The sequence below is a fragment of the Nonomuraea pusilla genome (assembly GCF_900109355.1).
GTDB classification, from domain to species: Bacteria; Actinomycetota; Actinomycetes; order Streptosporangiales; family Streptosporangiaceae; genus Nonomuraea; species Nonomuraea pusilla.
In genome coordinates this window covers 1-14,223 of record NZ_FOBF01000002.1, presented here as the reverse complement: position 1 = coordinate 14,223, position 14,223 = coordinate 1, and the positions used below count along the sequence as shown (strand labels likewise).

Below are 14,223 nucleotides of genomic sequence, written 5' to 3'. Positions count from 1 at the left end.
GCGCACAAGGATGATCACTTTGCGCAATCACAATCTAGGGAGGCGGCACACCCTTTCTTCATGACGATCGAGTGCATTGTTTTGGTGCCTCACGGTAATCACTCCGTCACTTTCAGGACATTGTCGCAGTCCATGGGCCCGGTCATTGAATAGGGAGCCCGATCGACCCGTACCGCTCATGGGAGGAAACGTGACGTCACCCCTGCCGCAGCCGGGCACGGCGGAGACGGTGACGGTCACCACCGGCCGCCGCACCGCCTACCTGGTCGTCCTGGTCGTCCTGCCCGTGGCGCTGCTGGCCCTCGCGGTGCCGGCCGCCTGGGGCTGGGGCATCGGCCCGCGCGACCTGGCCATCGCGGTCGTGATGTACCTCGTGAGCATCTTCGGCATCGCCATCGGCTACCACCGGCTGTTCACCCACCGCGCCTTCAAGGCCAACCGGGCGCTGCGGATCGCGCTCATGCTGGCCGGCGGCATGGCCGTCGAGGGCCCCCTCACCCTGTGGGCCGCCGAGCACCGCCGCCACCACAAGTACGCCGACCGCGAAGGCGACCCGCACTCGCCGTGGCGCTACGGCGACAGCGGCCCGGCCCTCTTGCGCGGCATGCTGCACGCCCACATCGGCTGGTTCTACACGGCCCGTCAGCGTTCCAGCCGCCGGCACTGGGTGCCCGACCTGCTGGCCGACCCGGACGTGCGCCGTTTCGACGCCGCCTACCCGGCGGTCGTGCTGCTGTCGTTCGCGCTTCCGGCGGCCGCCGGCGGGCTCTGGTCGATGTCGTGGGCGGGCGCGTGGAGCGGGCTGCTGTGGGGCGGCCTGGTCCGCTACGCCGTCGTGCACCACGTCACCTGGTCGGTGAACTCGATCGCCCACACCTTCGGCGACCGCCCGTTCCGCACCAGGGACCGTTCGTCCAACGTGTGGTGGGTGGCGATGCTGACGCTCGGTGAAGGCTGGCACAACTGGCACCACGTGGACCCCACCTGCGCCCGGCACGGCGTGCTCAGGGGCCAGCTCGACCCCAGCGCACGGCTGATCCGCTGGTTCGAGCGGGCGGGCTGGGCCCACGCCGTGCGCTGGCCGGCCCCCGACCGCCTCACGGCCCGCCGCGCCGGGCGCGTCCCCGACTCCTCACACTGACACGGCGGCAGGTTTCGCGGGTGAGACCGCGACGGTCGTGCGAAGTTCCCAGCGCTCGTGGACGAGGTCCTCGCCGAGGCGGCCGGCTTCCCGGTTGGCGGCGTCGGTCGCAGTGACCGGCCCTCGACCTCGGCGCACCGTCGGCATCTTCACGCGGGACGTGCAGAGCCCGTCCGCTCCTGGCGCCACCTCCGTTGACTCTTGGTGAAGACTTGACTACTTTCAGTGTCCAACGTGCCATCAAGCTCATCGAGGGGGCAGCTCATGCTCAGACGAGTCGAATCCGACCGGTGGCAAGAAGCGCTCGATGTCAATCCGCTCTATCACGGGCTGGTGCCGGAAGGCGGCGTACCCCGTTTCAAGATGCCGATCAGCCCGATGAACCCCAGCGCGGCGCAGGCGCTCATCCGCGACGAGCTCCTCCTCGACGGCAATGCCCGGCTCAACCTGGCCACCTTCTGCACCACCTGGATGGAACCCCAGGCCCGCGAGCTCATCGCCGAAGCCCTCGACCGCAACCTCGTCGACCACGACCAGTACCCGCAGACGGCCGACATCGAGGCGCGCTGCGTCAACATGCTCGATCATCTGTGGGGCGACCCGAACGGCGCCAGCGTCGGCTGTTCCACCGGTGGTTCCAGCGAGGCGGCCATGCTCGGTGCGCTGGCGATGAAGTTCCAGTGGCGCGCGCGGCGCCGGGCGGCCGGGCTGTCCACCGACCGTCCCAACCTCGTGATGGGCACCGCCGTCCACACCTGCTGGCCGAAGTTCTGCCAGTACTGGGACGTGGAGCCGCGCTGGATGCCGATCGCCGAGCCGGCCTTCACCCTGAACCCGGCCCGGCTCGGCGAGTTCTGCGACGAGAACACCATCGGGGTCATCGGCGTGCTCGGCTCCACCCAGTGCGGCAAGTACGACCCGATCGAGCAGATGGCGGCCGAGTTGGACCGGCTGGAGGCCGAGCGCGGGCTCACGATACCGCTGCACGTGGACGCGGCCGTGGGCGGCTTCATCACCCCGTTCCTGGAACCCGACCGGGTGTGGGACTTCCGGCTGGCCCGGGTGCAGTCGATCAACACCTCGGGACACAAGTTCGGCCTGGTGTACCCCGGCGTCGGCTGGATCGTCTGGCAGGAGCCGGACGCGCTGCCGCAGGACCTGGTGCTCTCCTGCGACCTGCTCGGCGGCAACATGGACACCTTCACGCTCAACTTCTCCCGCTCCGGCGCCCCGGTCATCGCGCAGTACTACAACTTCCTGCGGCTCGGCTTCGAGGGCTACCGAGCCGTCCAGCAGACCTGCCGGGACGTGGCGACCTACCTCGGCGAAGGGATCGCCGAGCTTCCCGAGCTCTCGCTCATCGCCGACGGCTCGGAACTGCCGGTGCTCGCCGTGCGGACCGCCCCCGGCCACGACGGTTTCACCGTCTTCGACCTGGCCGCCCGGCTGAAGATGCACGGCTGGCAGGCCCCGACGTACTACCTGCCGCCCGACCTGGAGCACATAGCCGTCATCCGCTTCGTCATCCGCAACGGCTTCAGCCAGGACATCGCCGCCAAACTGCTGGCCGACGTACGCACCGAGGTCGAGTACCTGCGCGACAACCCGGCCCCTTGGCCCCGGACGGCCGCCGCACGGCCCGCCGTGCGGCCACCCGTGACGGCGACAGGGTGACGGCGACCCCGGCAGAAAGCGGCGGCCCCGCGTTCGCCGCTTCCGGAGCGTGAAACGGAAGGCCGGCCATGCGACGGTTCTGGCCCCGGCCGGCTTCGACGAGGGCAAGGACGAGCCCGAGGAAGAACGTCCCGGGTGCAGGGCGGCCGGGGTGGTCAGATGGAGAAGCGCTCCTTGGCCAGCAGGGGCCGGACCCGGGCGCGGAAGCCGCCGGTGCGGAAGGGGCGTTGCAGCAGTCCGGGCCGCAGGTGCTGCGCCAGCGCGGCGGTGATCATGCCCTGGTCCAGCGCGAGGACGAAGTCGCTGACGCGGCCCGTCGTGACGTCGACGGAGTCGCGGAAGCCGTAGCGGTCGTCGTACGCGCCGAGGTTCCGCGCGAGCGCGTCCAGGTTGGCGACGGCCTCGCCGGGCGCCTGGGGCAGGGCCAGGAAGGAGGCGTGGGGGGTGACCACGCCGAGGCTGTGGTAGCCGTCCTCCTGCATGCCGATCGCGTCGACGCCGTACTCGCGGTAGCCGCCCTGCGGGACGCTGGCGGGCGAGAAGCCCCAGTAGCCGTACTGCTCCTCGATCAGGCCGTGGTCGATCTGGCTGCGCACGTAGCGCTCGTGGGTGGCGCCCCAGGAGTGCGGCGACCACTCCGCCTCCGGCACGAACAGGGGGACCATGAGGGCTTCGAACATCGAACCGCCCCAGGTGGGGATGAGCTTGCGCCCGCGGTGGGTGTAGTGGCCCTGCCACACGCGTACGCCGTCCACGGTGACGTACGTCCCCGCCGGCTCCTGCTCCTGCCCCATGCCGGGCGGCAGGGTGCGGTAGAGGTGCCAGTAGTGGTCGGTCGGCAGGGAGCCGTCGGCCATGCCAAGGTAGCTCGCCATGCGGGGTTCGGTGTTCAGCGCGCCGTAGTGGAAGCCGGTGGGCTCGCCCTTGCCGGGTTTGTCCGGCCAGTAGCCGCCGCGCAGCTGGCCGGGCCCCGCCACGGGGTCGGCCGGGTCGTACGGGGTGTGGAAGTACGACCAGTCGGCTCCGCCGAGGAGCCGGGCGACGCGCGGGCGCAGCGCCGGGTCGGCGTCGGCCGCGATCGTCAGGCCGGTGACCAGCCAGGCGTTGTCGACGGTGGACAGGAACGGGCGGACGGGGTCCCCGCTCTCCGGCCACGTCGTGAGGACGGATCCGTCGTGGGCGTCGTACCAGTTGAACCAGAAGCCGTGCGCGCGTTCCAGTCTCTCGACCGCCGCGACCGTGCGGGCGAGCCGGTCGTGCATGAGCGACGCGGAGATGACGCCGAGGCCGGCCGCGGCCACCGTGGACCACAGGCCGCAGCCGATGTTGGTCGGCGAGGTCTGCCGCGAGGGCACGGGGGCGCCCGGACGACTGGCGTCGATCTTGTCGGCGGTCAGGCCGAGGTCCGTGGTCATGGCGATGATCGAGCGGTAGGTCGCCTCGAACCAGGTGCCCAGTCGCGCGGCGTCCGAGGCTCGGGCGCGGGAGGACGGGGCGGCGAGGGCGGTGGGTCCGGTGGCGCAGACGGCTGCCGCGGCGGTGGTGGCGGCCGTGAGGAACCGGCGACGGTTCATGCGGGATCAACTCCTCGGAGGGGGTGGGCGGGAGCCGGTGGGGGCGTCGCGCTCCGACCGGCTCCCGGGCGGGACGGGGAGGGTCGTCAGGCGGCGGTGCGCGGCAGTTCGCGGGTGCGGCCGAGGCCGCCGAGCCACACGGCGGACGGCTTGGGGGTGCGCTCGAAGGTGACCGGGTCGACCGCGATGAGGCCGAAGGTGGGCGCGTACGAGCCCCACTCGTAGTTGTCCAGGGCGCTCCAGGCCAGGTAGCCCTGGACGTTGACGCCGTCCTCGATGGCGGCGGCGACGGCGGCGAGCGCGCCGGTGTAGTAGTCGACGCGGCGGGTGTCGTCACGGGTGGCGATGCCGTTCTCGGTGACGATCAGCGGCATGTCGCGGCCGATGACGTCGGCGGTGTGGCGCAGGGCGTGGCCCACGGCGGCGGGGTAGTACTCCCACCGCGTCAGCGTGCGCTCGGCGTCGTCGGGCGCGGGTACGGGGCCGTCGGGTCCGATCTTGGTGCGGGTGTAGGACTGGACGCCGATGTAGTCGTCGCCGCGGGCGGCCTCGATGAAGACGTCCTCACGGGGGCGGCGGTAGGCGGCGGTGACCTCCTCGGCTCCGGGGAGCGCCTGGTAGACCTGGTTGGCGATGGTCCAGCCGACCTGGATGTCCGGGTTGACGGCCCGCACCGCCTTGACGGCGGCGTGGTGCGCGGCGATCACCGCGTGGGTGGTCTCCTCGTCGGGCGTGGGCAGGCCCGCGGGCGGGAAGCCCTGGTCGCCCGCCTTCGCGGCGCCCGCCATCACCGCGATCATGTTGGGTTCGTTGACGGTGCAGACGTGCCGGACGCCGTCGGCGATGATCGGCGCGCAGTTCTCGACGTAGCGGGCGAACAGCTCCACGGCGCCGTCGGCGGTCCAGCCGCCGCGGTCCTCGAACCACTGCGGCACGGTGAAGTGGTGGAGGGTCACCATGGGACGCAGCCCTCGGGCCAGGGCGCCTTCCACCATGCGGCGGTAGTGCGCGAGCTCGGCCCTGGAGAAGGCGCCGGGGACCGGTTCGACGCGGGCCCACTCGACGCTGAACCGGTAGTCGGTGAAGCCGAGGCGGGCGAGCAGGTCCATGTCCTGGTCCCAGCGGTGGTAGCTGTCGCAGGCGTCCAGGCTCGGTTCGGCGATGCGGGCGGCCGGGTCGTGCTCCTTGCGCCACCAGTCGCTGTTGACGTTGTTCCCCTCGATCTGGTGGGCGGCGGTGGAGGCGCCCCACAGGAAACCGTCGGGGAAGGGCAGGGAGGTGTGGGTCATCGTCCGTTTCTGTCTCTCTGTCGGGAGGGCGGCTCGTTCGTACGGGGCCGCGGGGTCACTTCAGGCCGGCGGTCGCGATGCCCTGCGTGAAGTGGCGCTGCAGGACGACGAAGACGACCAGGACGGGCAGCACCACCAGCAGGGAGCCGGCCATGAGCATGCCGTTGCCGCCGGCGACCGTCCGGTTGGGGTCGTTGGCGAAGGTCGCGAGCGCCACCGGCAGCGTGTACTTGCCGGGGTCGTTGGTGGCCACCAGCGGCCAGACGAAGTTGTTCCACGAGCCGAGGAACGTAAAGATCGTCAATGTGGCCAGGGCGGGTTTGACCAGGGGCAGCACGATCCGCCAGAAGATGTACCACTCGCCGGCGCCGTCGATCCTGGCCGCCTCCAGCAGTTCGTCCGGCACTGACTTCATGAACTGCCGCATGAGGAAGACGCCGAAGGCGCCCGCGGCGAAGGGCAGGACGAGCCCGGCGTAGGTGTCGATGAGGCCCAGCCTGCTCATCAGCACGTACAGCGGCAGGATCAGCAGGTTGCCCGGCACCATCAGCGCGGCGAGCACGACGCCGAAGACCTTGGAGCGGCCGGCGAAGTCGAGTTTCGCGAGGGCGTAGCCGAGCATCGAGCAGAACAACAGGTTGCAGGCGGTCACGAGGACGGCCACGACCAGGGAGTTCATGAAGTAGCGGGGCATGTCGAGCTGCTGCAGCAGCTCGCCGAAGTTGCGCAGCGTCCACTGCGACGGGATCCACACGGGCGGGCTCGCCGTCAGGTCCTGCCTCGTCTTGAACGCGGACAGCGCCATCCACAGGAACGGCGTCGCCATCACCAGCAGGCCCAGCGAGGCGAGCGCGTACAGCACGGGCCGGCGGACGCGGCCCTCGCGGCGCCGGGCGGGGACGGATGCCGTGGGGACGCTCATCGGGTGTTGTCCTTCAGCAGTCGGAGCTGGAGCACCGTGACACCCATGATCACGACGAACAGGACGTACGCCATGGCGCTCGCATAGCCCATGTGGAAGAAGTTGAAGCCCTCCCTGTACATGTCCAGCGACACCGTCAGCGTGGCGTTGGAGGGCCCGCCCTGGGTCATCACGAAGGGCTCCTCGAAGACGTTGAGGTAGCCGATGGTGGTGATGACCGTGGCGTACAGCAGGGTGGGCCGCAGCAGCGGCACGGTGACGCGCCGCAGCTCCTGCCAGGCGCCGGCGCCGTCGAGCCGCGCGGCCTCCCGCACCTGGGTGGGGATCGCCTGCAGGCCCGCGATGAACAGCACCATGACGGTGCCCAGGTTCCGCCAGACGGCCATCAGGATCAGCGACGGCATGGCCCAGGCCGGCGAGCCGAGGAAGTCGGGCGCCTTCGCCCCGAGTTCGGCGGCGAGGCCGGCGACCAGGCCGTCCGACGGGTCGAGCACGAAGCGCCAGACGATCGCGACCGCGACGATGGAGGTGACGACCGGGGCGTAGAAGCCGACGCGGAAGAAGGTGCGGGCCCGATCGATGCCGTTGTTCAGCAGCAGCGCCACCAGCAGGCCGAGCACGACGGTCAGCGGCACTCCGGCGACGACGAAGTAGGCGGTGTTGAACAGGGCCGTGCGGAACGTCTCGTCGCCGAACAGCTTCACGTAGTTGTCCACGCCGACGAACTGCGCCCCCAGGGGCCGCCTGACGTCGCGCACCCCGAAGTCGGTGAAGCTCATCCAGAGCGTCGCCACGATCGGGAACAGCATGAAGACGCCGAACAGCGCGAGGAACGGGGTGGAGAACAGCCAGCCCTGCAGGTTGCGCCTGCCTCCCCGGGGCGCCCGCGCGGCGGGCGGTCGCGCGCCGCCGGCCCGCCGGGGCTTCGGCACGGCCTCGCCGCCGGGCCGTCCGGTCACGAGGGACATCCCGGCTAGCCCACCAGACCCGCGATCGCGGACTGCGCCTTGTCCAGCGCCTCCTTCGCGGAGGACGTGCCCTGGGTGACCGACCCGATGGCCTCGTCGACCTTGGAGGTGATCTCGGTCAGCTTGGGCTGGGCGGGCAGCGCCCTGGCGTTCTCCATCTGGGTGCGGAACACGGTCAGGTTCGGGTCGGTGGCGAGCGTGCCCGCCTCCCACGCCTTGACGTTGGCGGGCAGGTCCTTGGTGCGCTCGTACCAGTCGGCCTGGCCTTTGGCGTCGGTGAGGTAGGCGATGAAGTCCTTCGCCGCCGCCTTGTGCGAGCTGTCCGCCGAGATCGTGAGGCTGGAGCCGCCGGCCATCGACACCGACGTCTTGTCCGCCGGCACGGGGGCCACGGCCCACTTGCCCTTGAGGTCGGGGTAGTTGTCGTTCAGCAGGCCCACCATCCACGGGCCGCCGAAGAACATCGGCACGGCCCCGGTGTTGAAGTCCTTCGTGACGTCGTAGCCCGGCCTGAACGTCTTGTCGCTGAGCCCCTCGGCGTAGTAGGCGCCGTAGTCCTCCAGGGCCTTCACGGCGTCGGGGCCGTTGACGACGGGCTTGCCGCCGTCGTCGAGAATCGCGCCGCCCGCCGAGTACAGGAACGGGTAGAAGCTCTGCACCGCGTCCAGGCCGCTCGGCTGGATGGACAGCCCCCACTTGGCGCCGGCCTTGGCCTGGTACGCCTCGGCCGCCTTCCGCAGGTCGGTCATGGTGGCCGGGGCGCCCTTGAGCCCGGCCTTCTTCGCCAGGTCGGTGCGGTAGAATAGGACCCGGGTGTCGACGTACCAGGGGACGCCGTAGGACTTGCCTTCGTAGGTGCCCTGGTTCCAGGCGGCGGGGAAGAAGTCGCCCTGCTTGAACGCCCCGGTGTCCACCGGTTCCAGGGCGCCCATGTCGGCGAACTCGCCCAGGTAGCTCGACCCCATCTGCATCACGTCGGGGAGCTTGCCCGCGGCGGCCGCGGCGACCAGCTTCTGGTGCGCCACGTCCCACCCGACCGGGGTCACCTGGACGGTGACGTTCGGGTGGGCCTGCTGGTACGTCTTGGCGACGTCGGCGAGCTTCTCGCCCTCCGTCCCCATCGCCCAGACCGTGAGGGTCTGCTGCGCGCCGGCGTCCGCGCTCTCTTCGCCGGAGCCGCCGCACGCGGTGAGGGCGAGCGCCGACGCCAGGGCGACGGCGGCGGTCAGGGCGGGTCTGGGGACGTGGTGCATGGACGACTCCTCGTCGAGCGGGGCCGATGTAAGCGCTCTCTGTAAGCGCATACATAACTCTGTTCTCATCGCTCGGAGCATGACAAGGGGACTTCTGGTCACGTTGCCGTAACAACCGGACAGTGGACGGCCGCGGCAGGACGCCGCTCCTGGGGAGGGCGTCTCAGCGATCCCGGCGCCTGATCAGGGGCGCGCCGGCGGCGACTGACGGCGCGCGACCGGTCCGCCGCCGACGCCTTCCCGGCCGCGCACAGGCGGGCGCCGCCTCACCGCTCGGCGGCACCCGCCGCGCCCGCGGCCTCCGTGTCGCCGCAGCCGCAGCTCGTGCGGCGCACGACCGTCACGGGCAGCATCACCGACACCGGATCCCCGGTGCGCGCCCCGCTCAGCCGCTCCACGAGCAGTTCGACGGCCGCCTCCCCCAGGCGCAGCATCGGCTGGTGCACGGTGGTCAGCGAGGGACGCACCAGACGGCTGAGGGGAATGCCGTCGAAGCCCGTCACCAGCACGTCGCCGGGCACCTTCACCCCGCGCCGCTCCAGCGCGTGCAGCGCCCCCACCGCCATCTGGTCGTTGGCGAAGACGAAGGCGTCCGGCCGCTCACCGGCCCGTTCGCAGAGCGCCTCCGCGGCCCGTGCCCCTTCCGCCTGCGTCATCATCCCCACCCGCAGGGCCGGCTCCCCGGCGACCTCCACCCCCGCGTCCCCGCAGGCCGCCAGGAAGCCGCGGAAACGCGCCTCCACGTCGGGGGACTCCTCGGAGGAGCCGACATAGGCGGGGCGGCGCACGCCGTGGTCCTCGATGAGGTGACGGGTCAGCTCCCGCTGGCCGTCGAAGTTGGCGACCTCGACGTGATCCAGATGGTCCGCCGTGTCCGGGCTCTCCCGGGGCCCGGCCAGCATCACCACCGGCTGACGCCGGGAGATGACGTCCAGTTCGGCGGTCGGCACGGTCCGGGCGAGCACCGCGAACCCGTCCACCCGCCCGGCCACCTTGGCGACCAGGCTCTCCGGCCCGCCCTTCAGCGAGGCCGCGATCAGCAGCGCGTACCCGTGGCGGCGGGCGGCACGTTCCATGCCGCGAATGATCTGGTCGGAGTACAGCATCGCCGCGTCGTCGGCGTCCTCGGCCGCCTCCGCGTCCGGGTCGGAGTAGTCGGGGAAGCACAGCCCCAGGACGCCGGTGGAACGGCTGGCGAGTCCGCGCGCGTTGCCGCTCGGCACGTAGCCGAGGGCGTGGGCCACGGCGAGGACGCGCTCCCTGGTCTCGGGACGCACGGACTCGGGCATGCGGTAGACCCTGGACACCGTGGCGATGGAGACCCCGGACCGCTCCGCGACGTCGTACACCGTGGGGGCAGCCCCGGAAGCACCCATGGAAACCCTGACCCCCGCCCGTACGCACCGATGAAAGCGCATTCACACTAGATCTCGACGCCCGCGATGAGCAAGCCGCGCCCGCCGCCCGCCCGGACGCCCGGACGCCGGGACGCCGGGACGACGGGACGACGGGACCGGCGGCTATCCGGCCTCTGCAGACCGGGCGCGAGGCACGGCTTCCAGCAGTGAACGCAGCAGCCGCGCGGCCGTCTCGGCGGACACCTCGCCGGGCGTGTTCACGATTTGGGAGGCGAGCCCGTCGACGAACGTGTGCAGGATGGCCGCCCAGAGCTCCACCTGGGCGTCGGCGTGCGGGAGCGCGACCCGGCCCGGTTCGCGGACCGGCTCGTGCCCGCGCACGGCGGCGACGCACTGGCGGTAGAGCGCCCGCTGGTCGCTCCACGTCTCCGAGCCTCCTTCCGGAGGGTGCCGGCGTTCCCACTCCACGACCGCCGACCACAGCGCGTACTCCTCGCGCCGTTCGGCGTCGAGCGGCAGCATCTCCTCCACGATGTCCGCGATCTGCTCGACCAGGGAGCCGCGGGTACGGGGCCGCTGGACGCGCGGGAGGACCCGCCGCCGGAGGGCGTCGGTGGTGGCCTGCACGACGTAGGCCTGCAGCTCGTACTGGTTCCTGAAGTAGTGCCGCAGCGAACCCGTGGACCAGCCGGCTTCGGCGGCCACCCCTCGGACGGTCACGCCGGCCAGGCCGTCTCTGAGGATGACCCGGACGGCGGCCTCGCCGAGCTCGGCCCGTCGCTGGTCATGATCGACGAGTCGCGGCACCTCCACATGCTAACACGGGCGTGCTAGCTTAAATGACACGTCCGTGTTATTTCCCGTCCGCCGACTCCTGGAAGGGGACCGGTTTGCCGATCGAGACGATGGGTGCGGTGCTCGGACTGGCCCTGCTCGACACGCTGAGCCCCACCGTGATCGGAGTGACCCTCTACCTGCTGCTGGCCGGCCCGCGACGGGTGGGCCCGCCGCTCTTCGTGTACCTCGGGTCGGTCGCGGTCGCGTACTTCGCCCTGGGCGTCCTGCTCATGCTCGGCCTGGGCGCCGTCGTGCCGCTCGTCGACGGCACCGGGTGGGCGTGGGGGCAGGCCGCCCTCGGCGTGGCGCTCATCGTCGGGAGCTACTTCGTCCCCCGAGCGAACCCCGGCCGCGCGCCCGTCCCGGCCCCGTCCTTCGGCATGCGCGCGATGCTGCTGCTGGGGCTGGGGACCTGGCTGTTCGAGTTCGCGACCGCCGTGCCGTACTTCGGCGCGATCGGCATCATGACGTCGGCCGGCCTGCCCGCCGTCCACTGGGTGCCACTCCTCGTCGCGTACGTCACCATCATGGTGATCCCCGGCGTCCTGCTCCTCGCCGCCTGGACCGCCCTGGGCGAACGCCTGCGCGAACGGTTCGAACGCTGGCGGGCCAAGCTCTCGTCCGGATCCCGCGCGCTGCTGAGCTGGATCGTCTTCATAGCGGGATGCGTGATCCTGCTGGAGGCGGTGGGCACGATCTTCCCACAGGTGACGTTCCGGACTCCATGGGGATGACGCCCATAGATACAAGCTTGTATCTATACGGTAACCTGGGGTCATGACCGAACTTCCAGGGCGTGCGTCCGCGGCTCACCGGGTGTACGCGGCGACGAAGGAGCTCATCCTCAACGGCGAGCTGCCCGCGGGAAGCCTGATCAGCGAGGGCGAGATCGCCCAGCGGGTGCAGGTGAGCCGCACTCCCGTCCGCGAGGCGTTCCTCCGCCTGGAGGCGGAGGAGCTGCTGACGCTGCACCCCAAGCGCGGAGCCGTGGTGGTGCCCGTACCGCCGGGAGAGGCGGCCGACGTCCTGGAGCTGCGGCAGGCGCTGGAGCACAGCGCGGCGGAGCGCATCGCGCGCGACGGCCTGGCGGCCGAGGGTGAGGCGGCACTGCGCGAGCTCATCGCGCGTCAGCGCGAGCTCGCCGAGGCCGGGGACGTCAGCGGCTTCGCCGCGGCGGACGAGGCGTTCCACCGCGGCATCGTCGAGGCGTCGGGAAACCGGCTCGCCGCCCGCTTCTACGCGACCCTGGGCGACCGCCAGCGGCGCATGAGCGTGTCCGCGCTGCGCCCGCGACCCCACCGGCTGCACGTCCTGGCCGACGAGCACGAGACCCTGCTCGGCCACCTGGTCGCGGGCGCGAGCGACGACTTCGCCGCGGCGCTGCGCGGCCACCTCATCGCCACCCACGGCGACCCCGGCGGCGCCGTCCCCGCACCCTGACGCGGCTGCCGCCCGACCGCACAGATCCCCGAGGACATCACGTCACCATGCTCGAAACACTGCCCGCCGCCCTGCCATCGGCAGCGACCGTCCGCTCGCGTTCCTGGCCGGTGGTGGCCGCCGCCCTGTTCGTCTGCGGCTGGGGCGGCAACCAGTTCACCCCGCTGCTGCTGATGTACCGCCGGCTGGGCGGCTACTCGGCTCTCAGCGTCGACGCCTTCCTCGGCGCGTACGTGGTCGGGCTGGTGCCGGGGCTGCTGCTCGCGGGCCCGATGTCGGACCGGCGCGGACGCCGTCCCGTGCTGGTGGCCGGCACCGCCGCCTCCGCCCTCGCGAGCCTGGTGCTGTGCTTCGGCGTGGACGGCCCCTGGCCGATCTACGCCGGCCGGCTGCTCACCGGCGTCGCCGTCGGCACCGCCATGGCGGTCGGAAGCAGCTGGGTCAAGGAACTGTCCAATGGCGACGATCCCGGGGCCGCCGCGCGCCGGGCCTCGCTCTGCCAGACGGCGGGCTTCGGGCTCGGCGCGGGCGTCGCCGGCGCGCTCGCCCAGTGGGGCCCCTGGCCGATGGTGACCCCCTACGTGGTCCACGTCGCCATCACCGCCGCGGTGCCGCTGCTGCTCCTGCGGGTGCCCGAGACCCGGCCCGCCGCCGCGGGCGGGAGCGGAGGGCTGCTCCGCGCGCTGGCGCGGGATCTACGCGTGCCGGCGCCGGCCCGCAGGCGGTTCCGGCTGGTCGTGCTGCCGATGGCTCCGTGGGTGTTCGGCTCCGCCGGGCTCGCGTACGCGGTGATGCCGCAGCTGGTCGACGCGCGCGTCGGGAGCTGGGGGCTGGCGTACGCGACCGCGCTGACCGTGCTGACGCTGGGGACCGGCGCCGCCGTCCAGCCGCTGGCCAGGCGGCTGCAGGGTGCGGCGGGCACGCGGGGCGGGCGGGCCTCGGTGACGGCGATGGCGGTGATGCTGCTCGGCGTGGTGCTCTGCGCCACGAACGCGGAGCTGCGCTCCCCGTGGGTGGCGGCGGTGGCGGCCATGACGCTGGGCGCCGCCTACGGGATCGCGGTGCTCTCCGGGCTGCTGGAGATCCAGCGCATGGCCGGACCTGACGACCTGGCCGGCCTCACCGGCGTCTACTACGCGCTCGCCTACGCGGGCTTCCTCCTGCCCACCGTGCTGGCGACGCTGTCGGCGTGGTTCTCGTACCAGACGATGCTGACCGCGGTCGCGCTGGCGGCTCTGGGCTGCCTGGCCCTGGTCGTGGCCGGCACCCGCAGGGAGGCCGCCGGGTGACCCGTCAGGACGTCATGACGGGCCACCCGGTCTCGCCGGCGGGCGCTCGGGCCCTCGCTGCTCAGACCTCGTCGACGTTCATCGCCCCTTCGTTGGGGCGCCGTGCCAGATCGATGCCGAGCTCCTCCGCGGCGCGGAAGACGTCCTCGTCGGTGTCGCGCATCTCGATGGACATGCCGTCGCTGGAGAGCACCTCGACGTTGAGGCACAGCGACTGCATTTCCTTGATGAGGACCTTGAAGGACTCGGGAATGCCCGGCTCGGGAATGTTCTCGCCCTTGACGATGGCCTCGTAGACCTTCACGCGGCCCAGGACGTCGTCGGACTTGATCGTGAGCAGCTCCTGCAGGGCGTAGGCGGCGCCGTACGCCTCCAGCGCCCACACCTCCATCTCACCGAACCGCTGGCCGCCGAACTGGGCCTTACCGCCCAGCGGCTGCTGCGTGATCATGGAGTACGGGCCGGTCGAACGCGCGTG

At 71.7% G+C, this 14,223-nt stretch carries 13 protein-coding genes; 5 read left to right on the top strand and 8 right to left on the bottom strand.

Features of this window, described 5'->3' with window-relative positions:
- Nucleotides 1–190 precede the first annotated feature (190 nt).
- Both BMX74_RS03065 and gad read left to right on the top strand, forming a co-directional pair.
- Entirely contained in the window at nucleotides 191–1,141 is a 951-nt protein-coding gene (locus tag BMX74_RS03065; RefSeq protein WP_091098114.1) for an acyl-CoA desaturase, read from the top strand.
- Nucleotides 1,142–1,405: 264 nt separating this feature from the next.
- The gene (gene gad / locus BMX74_RS03060; RefSeq protein ID WP_091098111.1) at nucleotides 1,406–2,815 is read left to right on the top strand and encodes a glutamate decarboxylase; all 1,410 of its coding nucleotides are present in this window, start codon (nucleotides 1,406–1,408) and stop codon (nucleotides 2,813–2,815) included.
- A 155-nt stretch (nucleotides 2,816–2,970) separates the two neighbouring features.
- On the opposite strand, the gene BMX74_RS03055 is transcribed toward gad, so the two are convergent.
- From BMX74_RS03055 to BMX74_RS03025, 7 genes are all read right to left on the bottom strand, one after another.
- Complete coding sequence (locus BMX74_RS03055) at nucleotides 2,971–4,389, bottom strand: glucoamylase family protein (protein ID WP_091098109.1); 1,419 nt, start codon at nucleotides 4,387–4,389, stop codon at nucleotides 2,971–2,973.
- 86 nt (nucleotides 4,390–4,475) lie between these two features.
- A complete protein-coding gene (locus tag BMX74_RS03050; protein ID WP_055501509.1) occupies nucleotides 4,476–5,678 on the bottom strand; it encodes a glycoside hydrolase family 1 protein in 1,203 nt (400 codons plus the stop codon).
- Nucleotides 5,679–5,733: 55 nt separating this feature from the next.
- Complete coding sequence (locus tag BMX74_RS03045; protein WP_055501508.1) at nucleotides 5,734–6,600, bottom strand: carbohydrate ABC transporter permease; 867 nt, start codon at nucleotides 6,598–6,600, stop codon at nucleotides 5,734–5,736.
- The gene (locus BMX74_RS03040; protein WP_055501507.1) at nucleotides 6,597–7,568 is read right to left on the bottom strand and encodes a carbohydrate ABC transporter permease; all 972 of its coding nucleotides are present in this window, start codon (nucleotides 7,566–7,568) and stop codon (nucleotides 6,597–6,599) included. Before BMX74_RS03040 ends, BMX74_RS03045 begins: the two co-directional genes overlap by 4 nt.
- Before the next feature lie 5 nt (nucleotides 7,569–7,573).
- Nucleotides 7,574–8,872, bottom strand: a complete 1,299-nt coding sequence (locus tag BMX74_RS03035; protein WP_201784418.1) for a sugar ABC transporter substrate-binding protein — start codon at nucleotides 8,870–8,872, stop codon at nucleotides 7,574–7,576.
- 215 nt (nucleotides 8,873–9,087) lie between these two features.
- Nucleotides 9,088–10,197 (bottom strand): LacI family DNA-binding transcriptional regulator, encoded by a 1,110-nt coding sequence (locus BMX74_RS03030; RefSeq protein WP_091098107.1) that lies wholly within the window; start codon nucleotides 10,195–10,197, stop codon nucleotides 9,088–9,090.
- A gap of 144 nt (nucleotides 10,198–10,341) precedes the next feature.
- Nucleotides 10,342–10,986, bottom strand: a complete 645-nt coding sequence (locus tag BMX74_RS03025) for a TetR/AcrR family transcriptional regulator (RefSeq protein ID WP_177227183.1) — start codon at nucleotides 10,984–10,986, stop codon at nucleotides 10,342–10,344.
- 83 nt (nucleotides 10,987–11,069) lie between these two features.
- Here BMX74_RS03025 and BMX74_RS03020 point away from each other — a divergent pair, with 83 nt between their 5' ends.
- Genes BMX74_RS03020 through BMX74_RS03010 form a run of 3 tightly spaced genes read left to right on the top strand, consistent with a single transcriptional unit; the run spans nucleotide 11,070 to nucleotide 13,745 of the window.
- Nucleotides 11,070–11,750 carry a GAP family protein gene (locus BMX74_RS03020; RefSeq protein WP_256256753.1) on the top strand — a complete coding sequence of 227 codons (681 nt, stop codon included), beginning with the start codon at nucleotides 11,070–11,072 and terminating at the stop codon, nucleotides 11,748–11,750.
- A 43-nt stretch (nucleotides 11,751–11,793) separates the two neighbouring features.
- Nucleotides 11,794–12,456, top strand: a complete 663-nt coding sequence (locus BMX74_RS03015; RefSeq protein WP_091098100.1) for a GntR family transcriptional regulator — start codon at nucleotides 11,794–11,796, stop codon at nucleotides 12,454–12,456.
- Nucleotides 12,457–12,503: 47 nt separating this feature from the next.
- Entirely contained in the window at nucleotides 12,504–13,745 is a 1,242-nt protein-coding gene (locus tag BMX74_RS03010; protein ID WP_091098097.1) for an MFS transporter, read from the top strand.
- 61 nt (nucleotides 13,746–13,806) lie between these two features.
- On the opposite strand, the gene BMX74_RS03005 is transcribed toward BMX74_RS03010, so the two are convergent.
- Nucleotides 13,807–14,223: DNA-directed RNA polymerase subunit beta (locus tag BMX74_RS03005; protein ID WP_475717154.1), on the bottom strand; the 417-nt coding region annotated here is incomplete at its 5' end.

Coding starts and splice junctions, on each gene's coding strand:
- gad (WP_091098111.1), top strand. CDS start 1,406: ATGCTCAGACGAGTCGAATCCGACCGGTGGCAAGAAGCGCTCGATGTC.
- BMX74_RS03055 (WP_091098109.1), bottom strand. CDS start 4,389: ATGAACCGTCGCCGGTTCCTCACGGCCGCCACCACCGCCGCGGCAGCC.
- BMX74_RS03050 (WP_055501509.1), bottom strand. CDS start 5,678: ATGACCCACACCTCCCTGCCCTTCCCCGACGGTTTCCTGTGGGGCGCC.
- BMX74_RS03045 (WP_055501508.1), bottom strand. CDS start 6,600: ATGAGCGTCCCCACGGCATCCGTCCCCGCCCGGCGCCGCGAGGGCCGC.
- BMX74_RS03040 (WP_055501507.1), bottom strand. CDS start 7,568: ATGTCCCTCGTGACCGGACGGCCCGGCGGCGAGGCCGTGCCGAAGCCC.
- BMX74_RS03035 (WP_201784418.1), bottom strand. CDS start 8,872: ATGCGCTTACAGAGAGCGCTTACATCGGCCCCGCTCGACGAGGAGTCG.
- BMX74_RS03030 (WP_091098107.1), bottom strand. CDS start 10,197: ATGGGTGCTTCCGGGGCTGCCCCCACGGTGTACGACGTCGCGGAGCGG.
- BMX74_RS03015 (WP_091098100.1), top strand. CDS start 11,794: ATGACCGAACTTCCAGGGCGTGCGTCCGCGGCTCACCGGGTGTACGCG.
- BMX74_RS03010 (WP_091098097.1), top strand. CDS start 12,504: ATGCTCGAAACACTGCCCGCCGCCCTGCCATCGGCAGCGACCGTCCGC.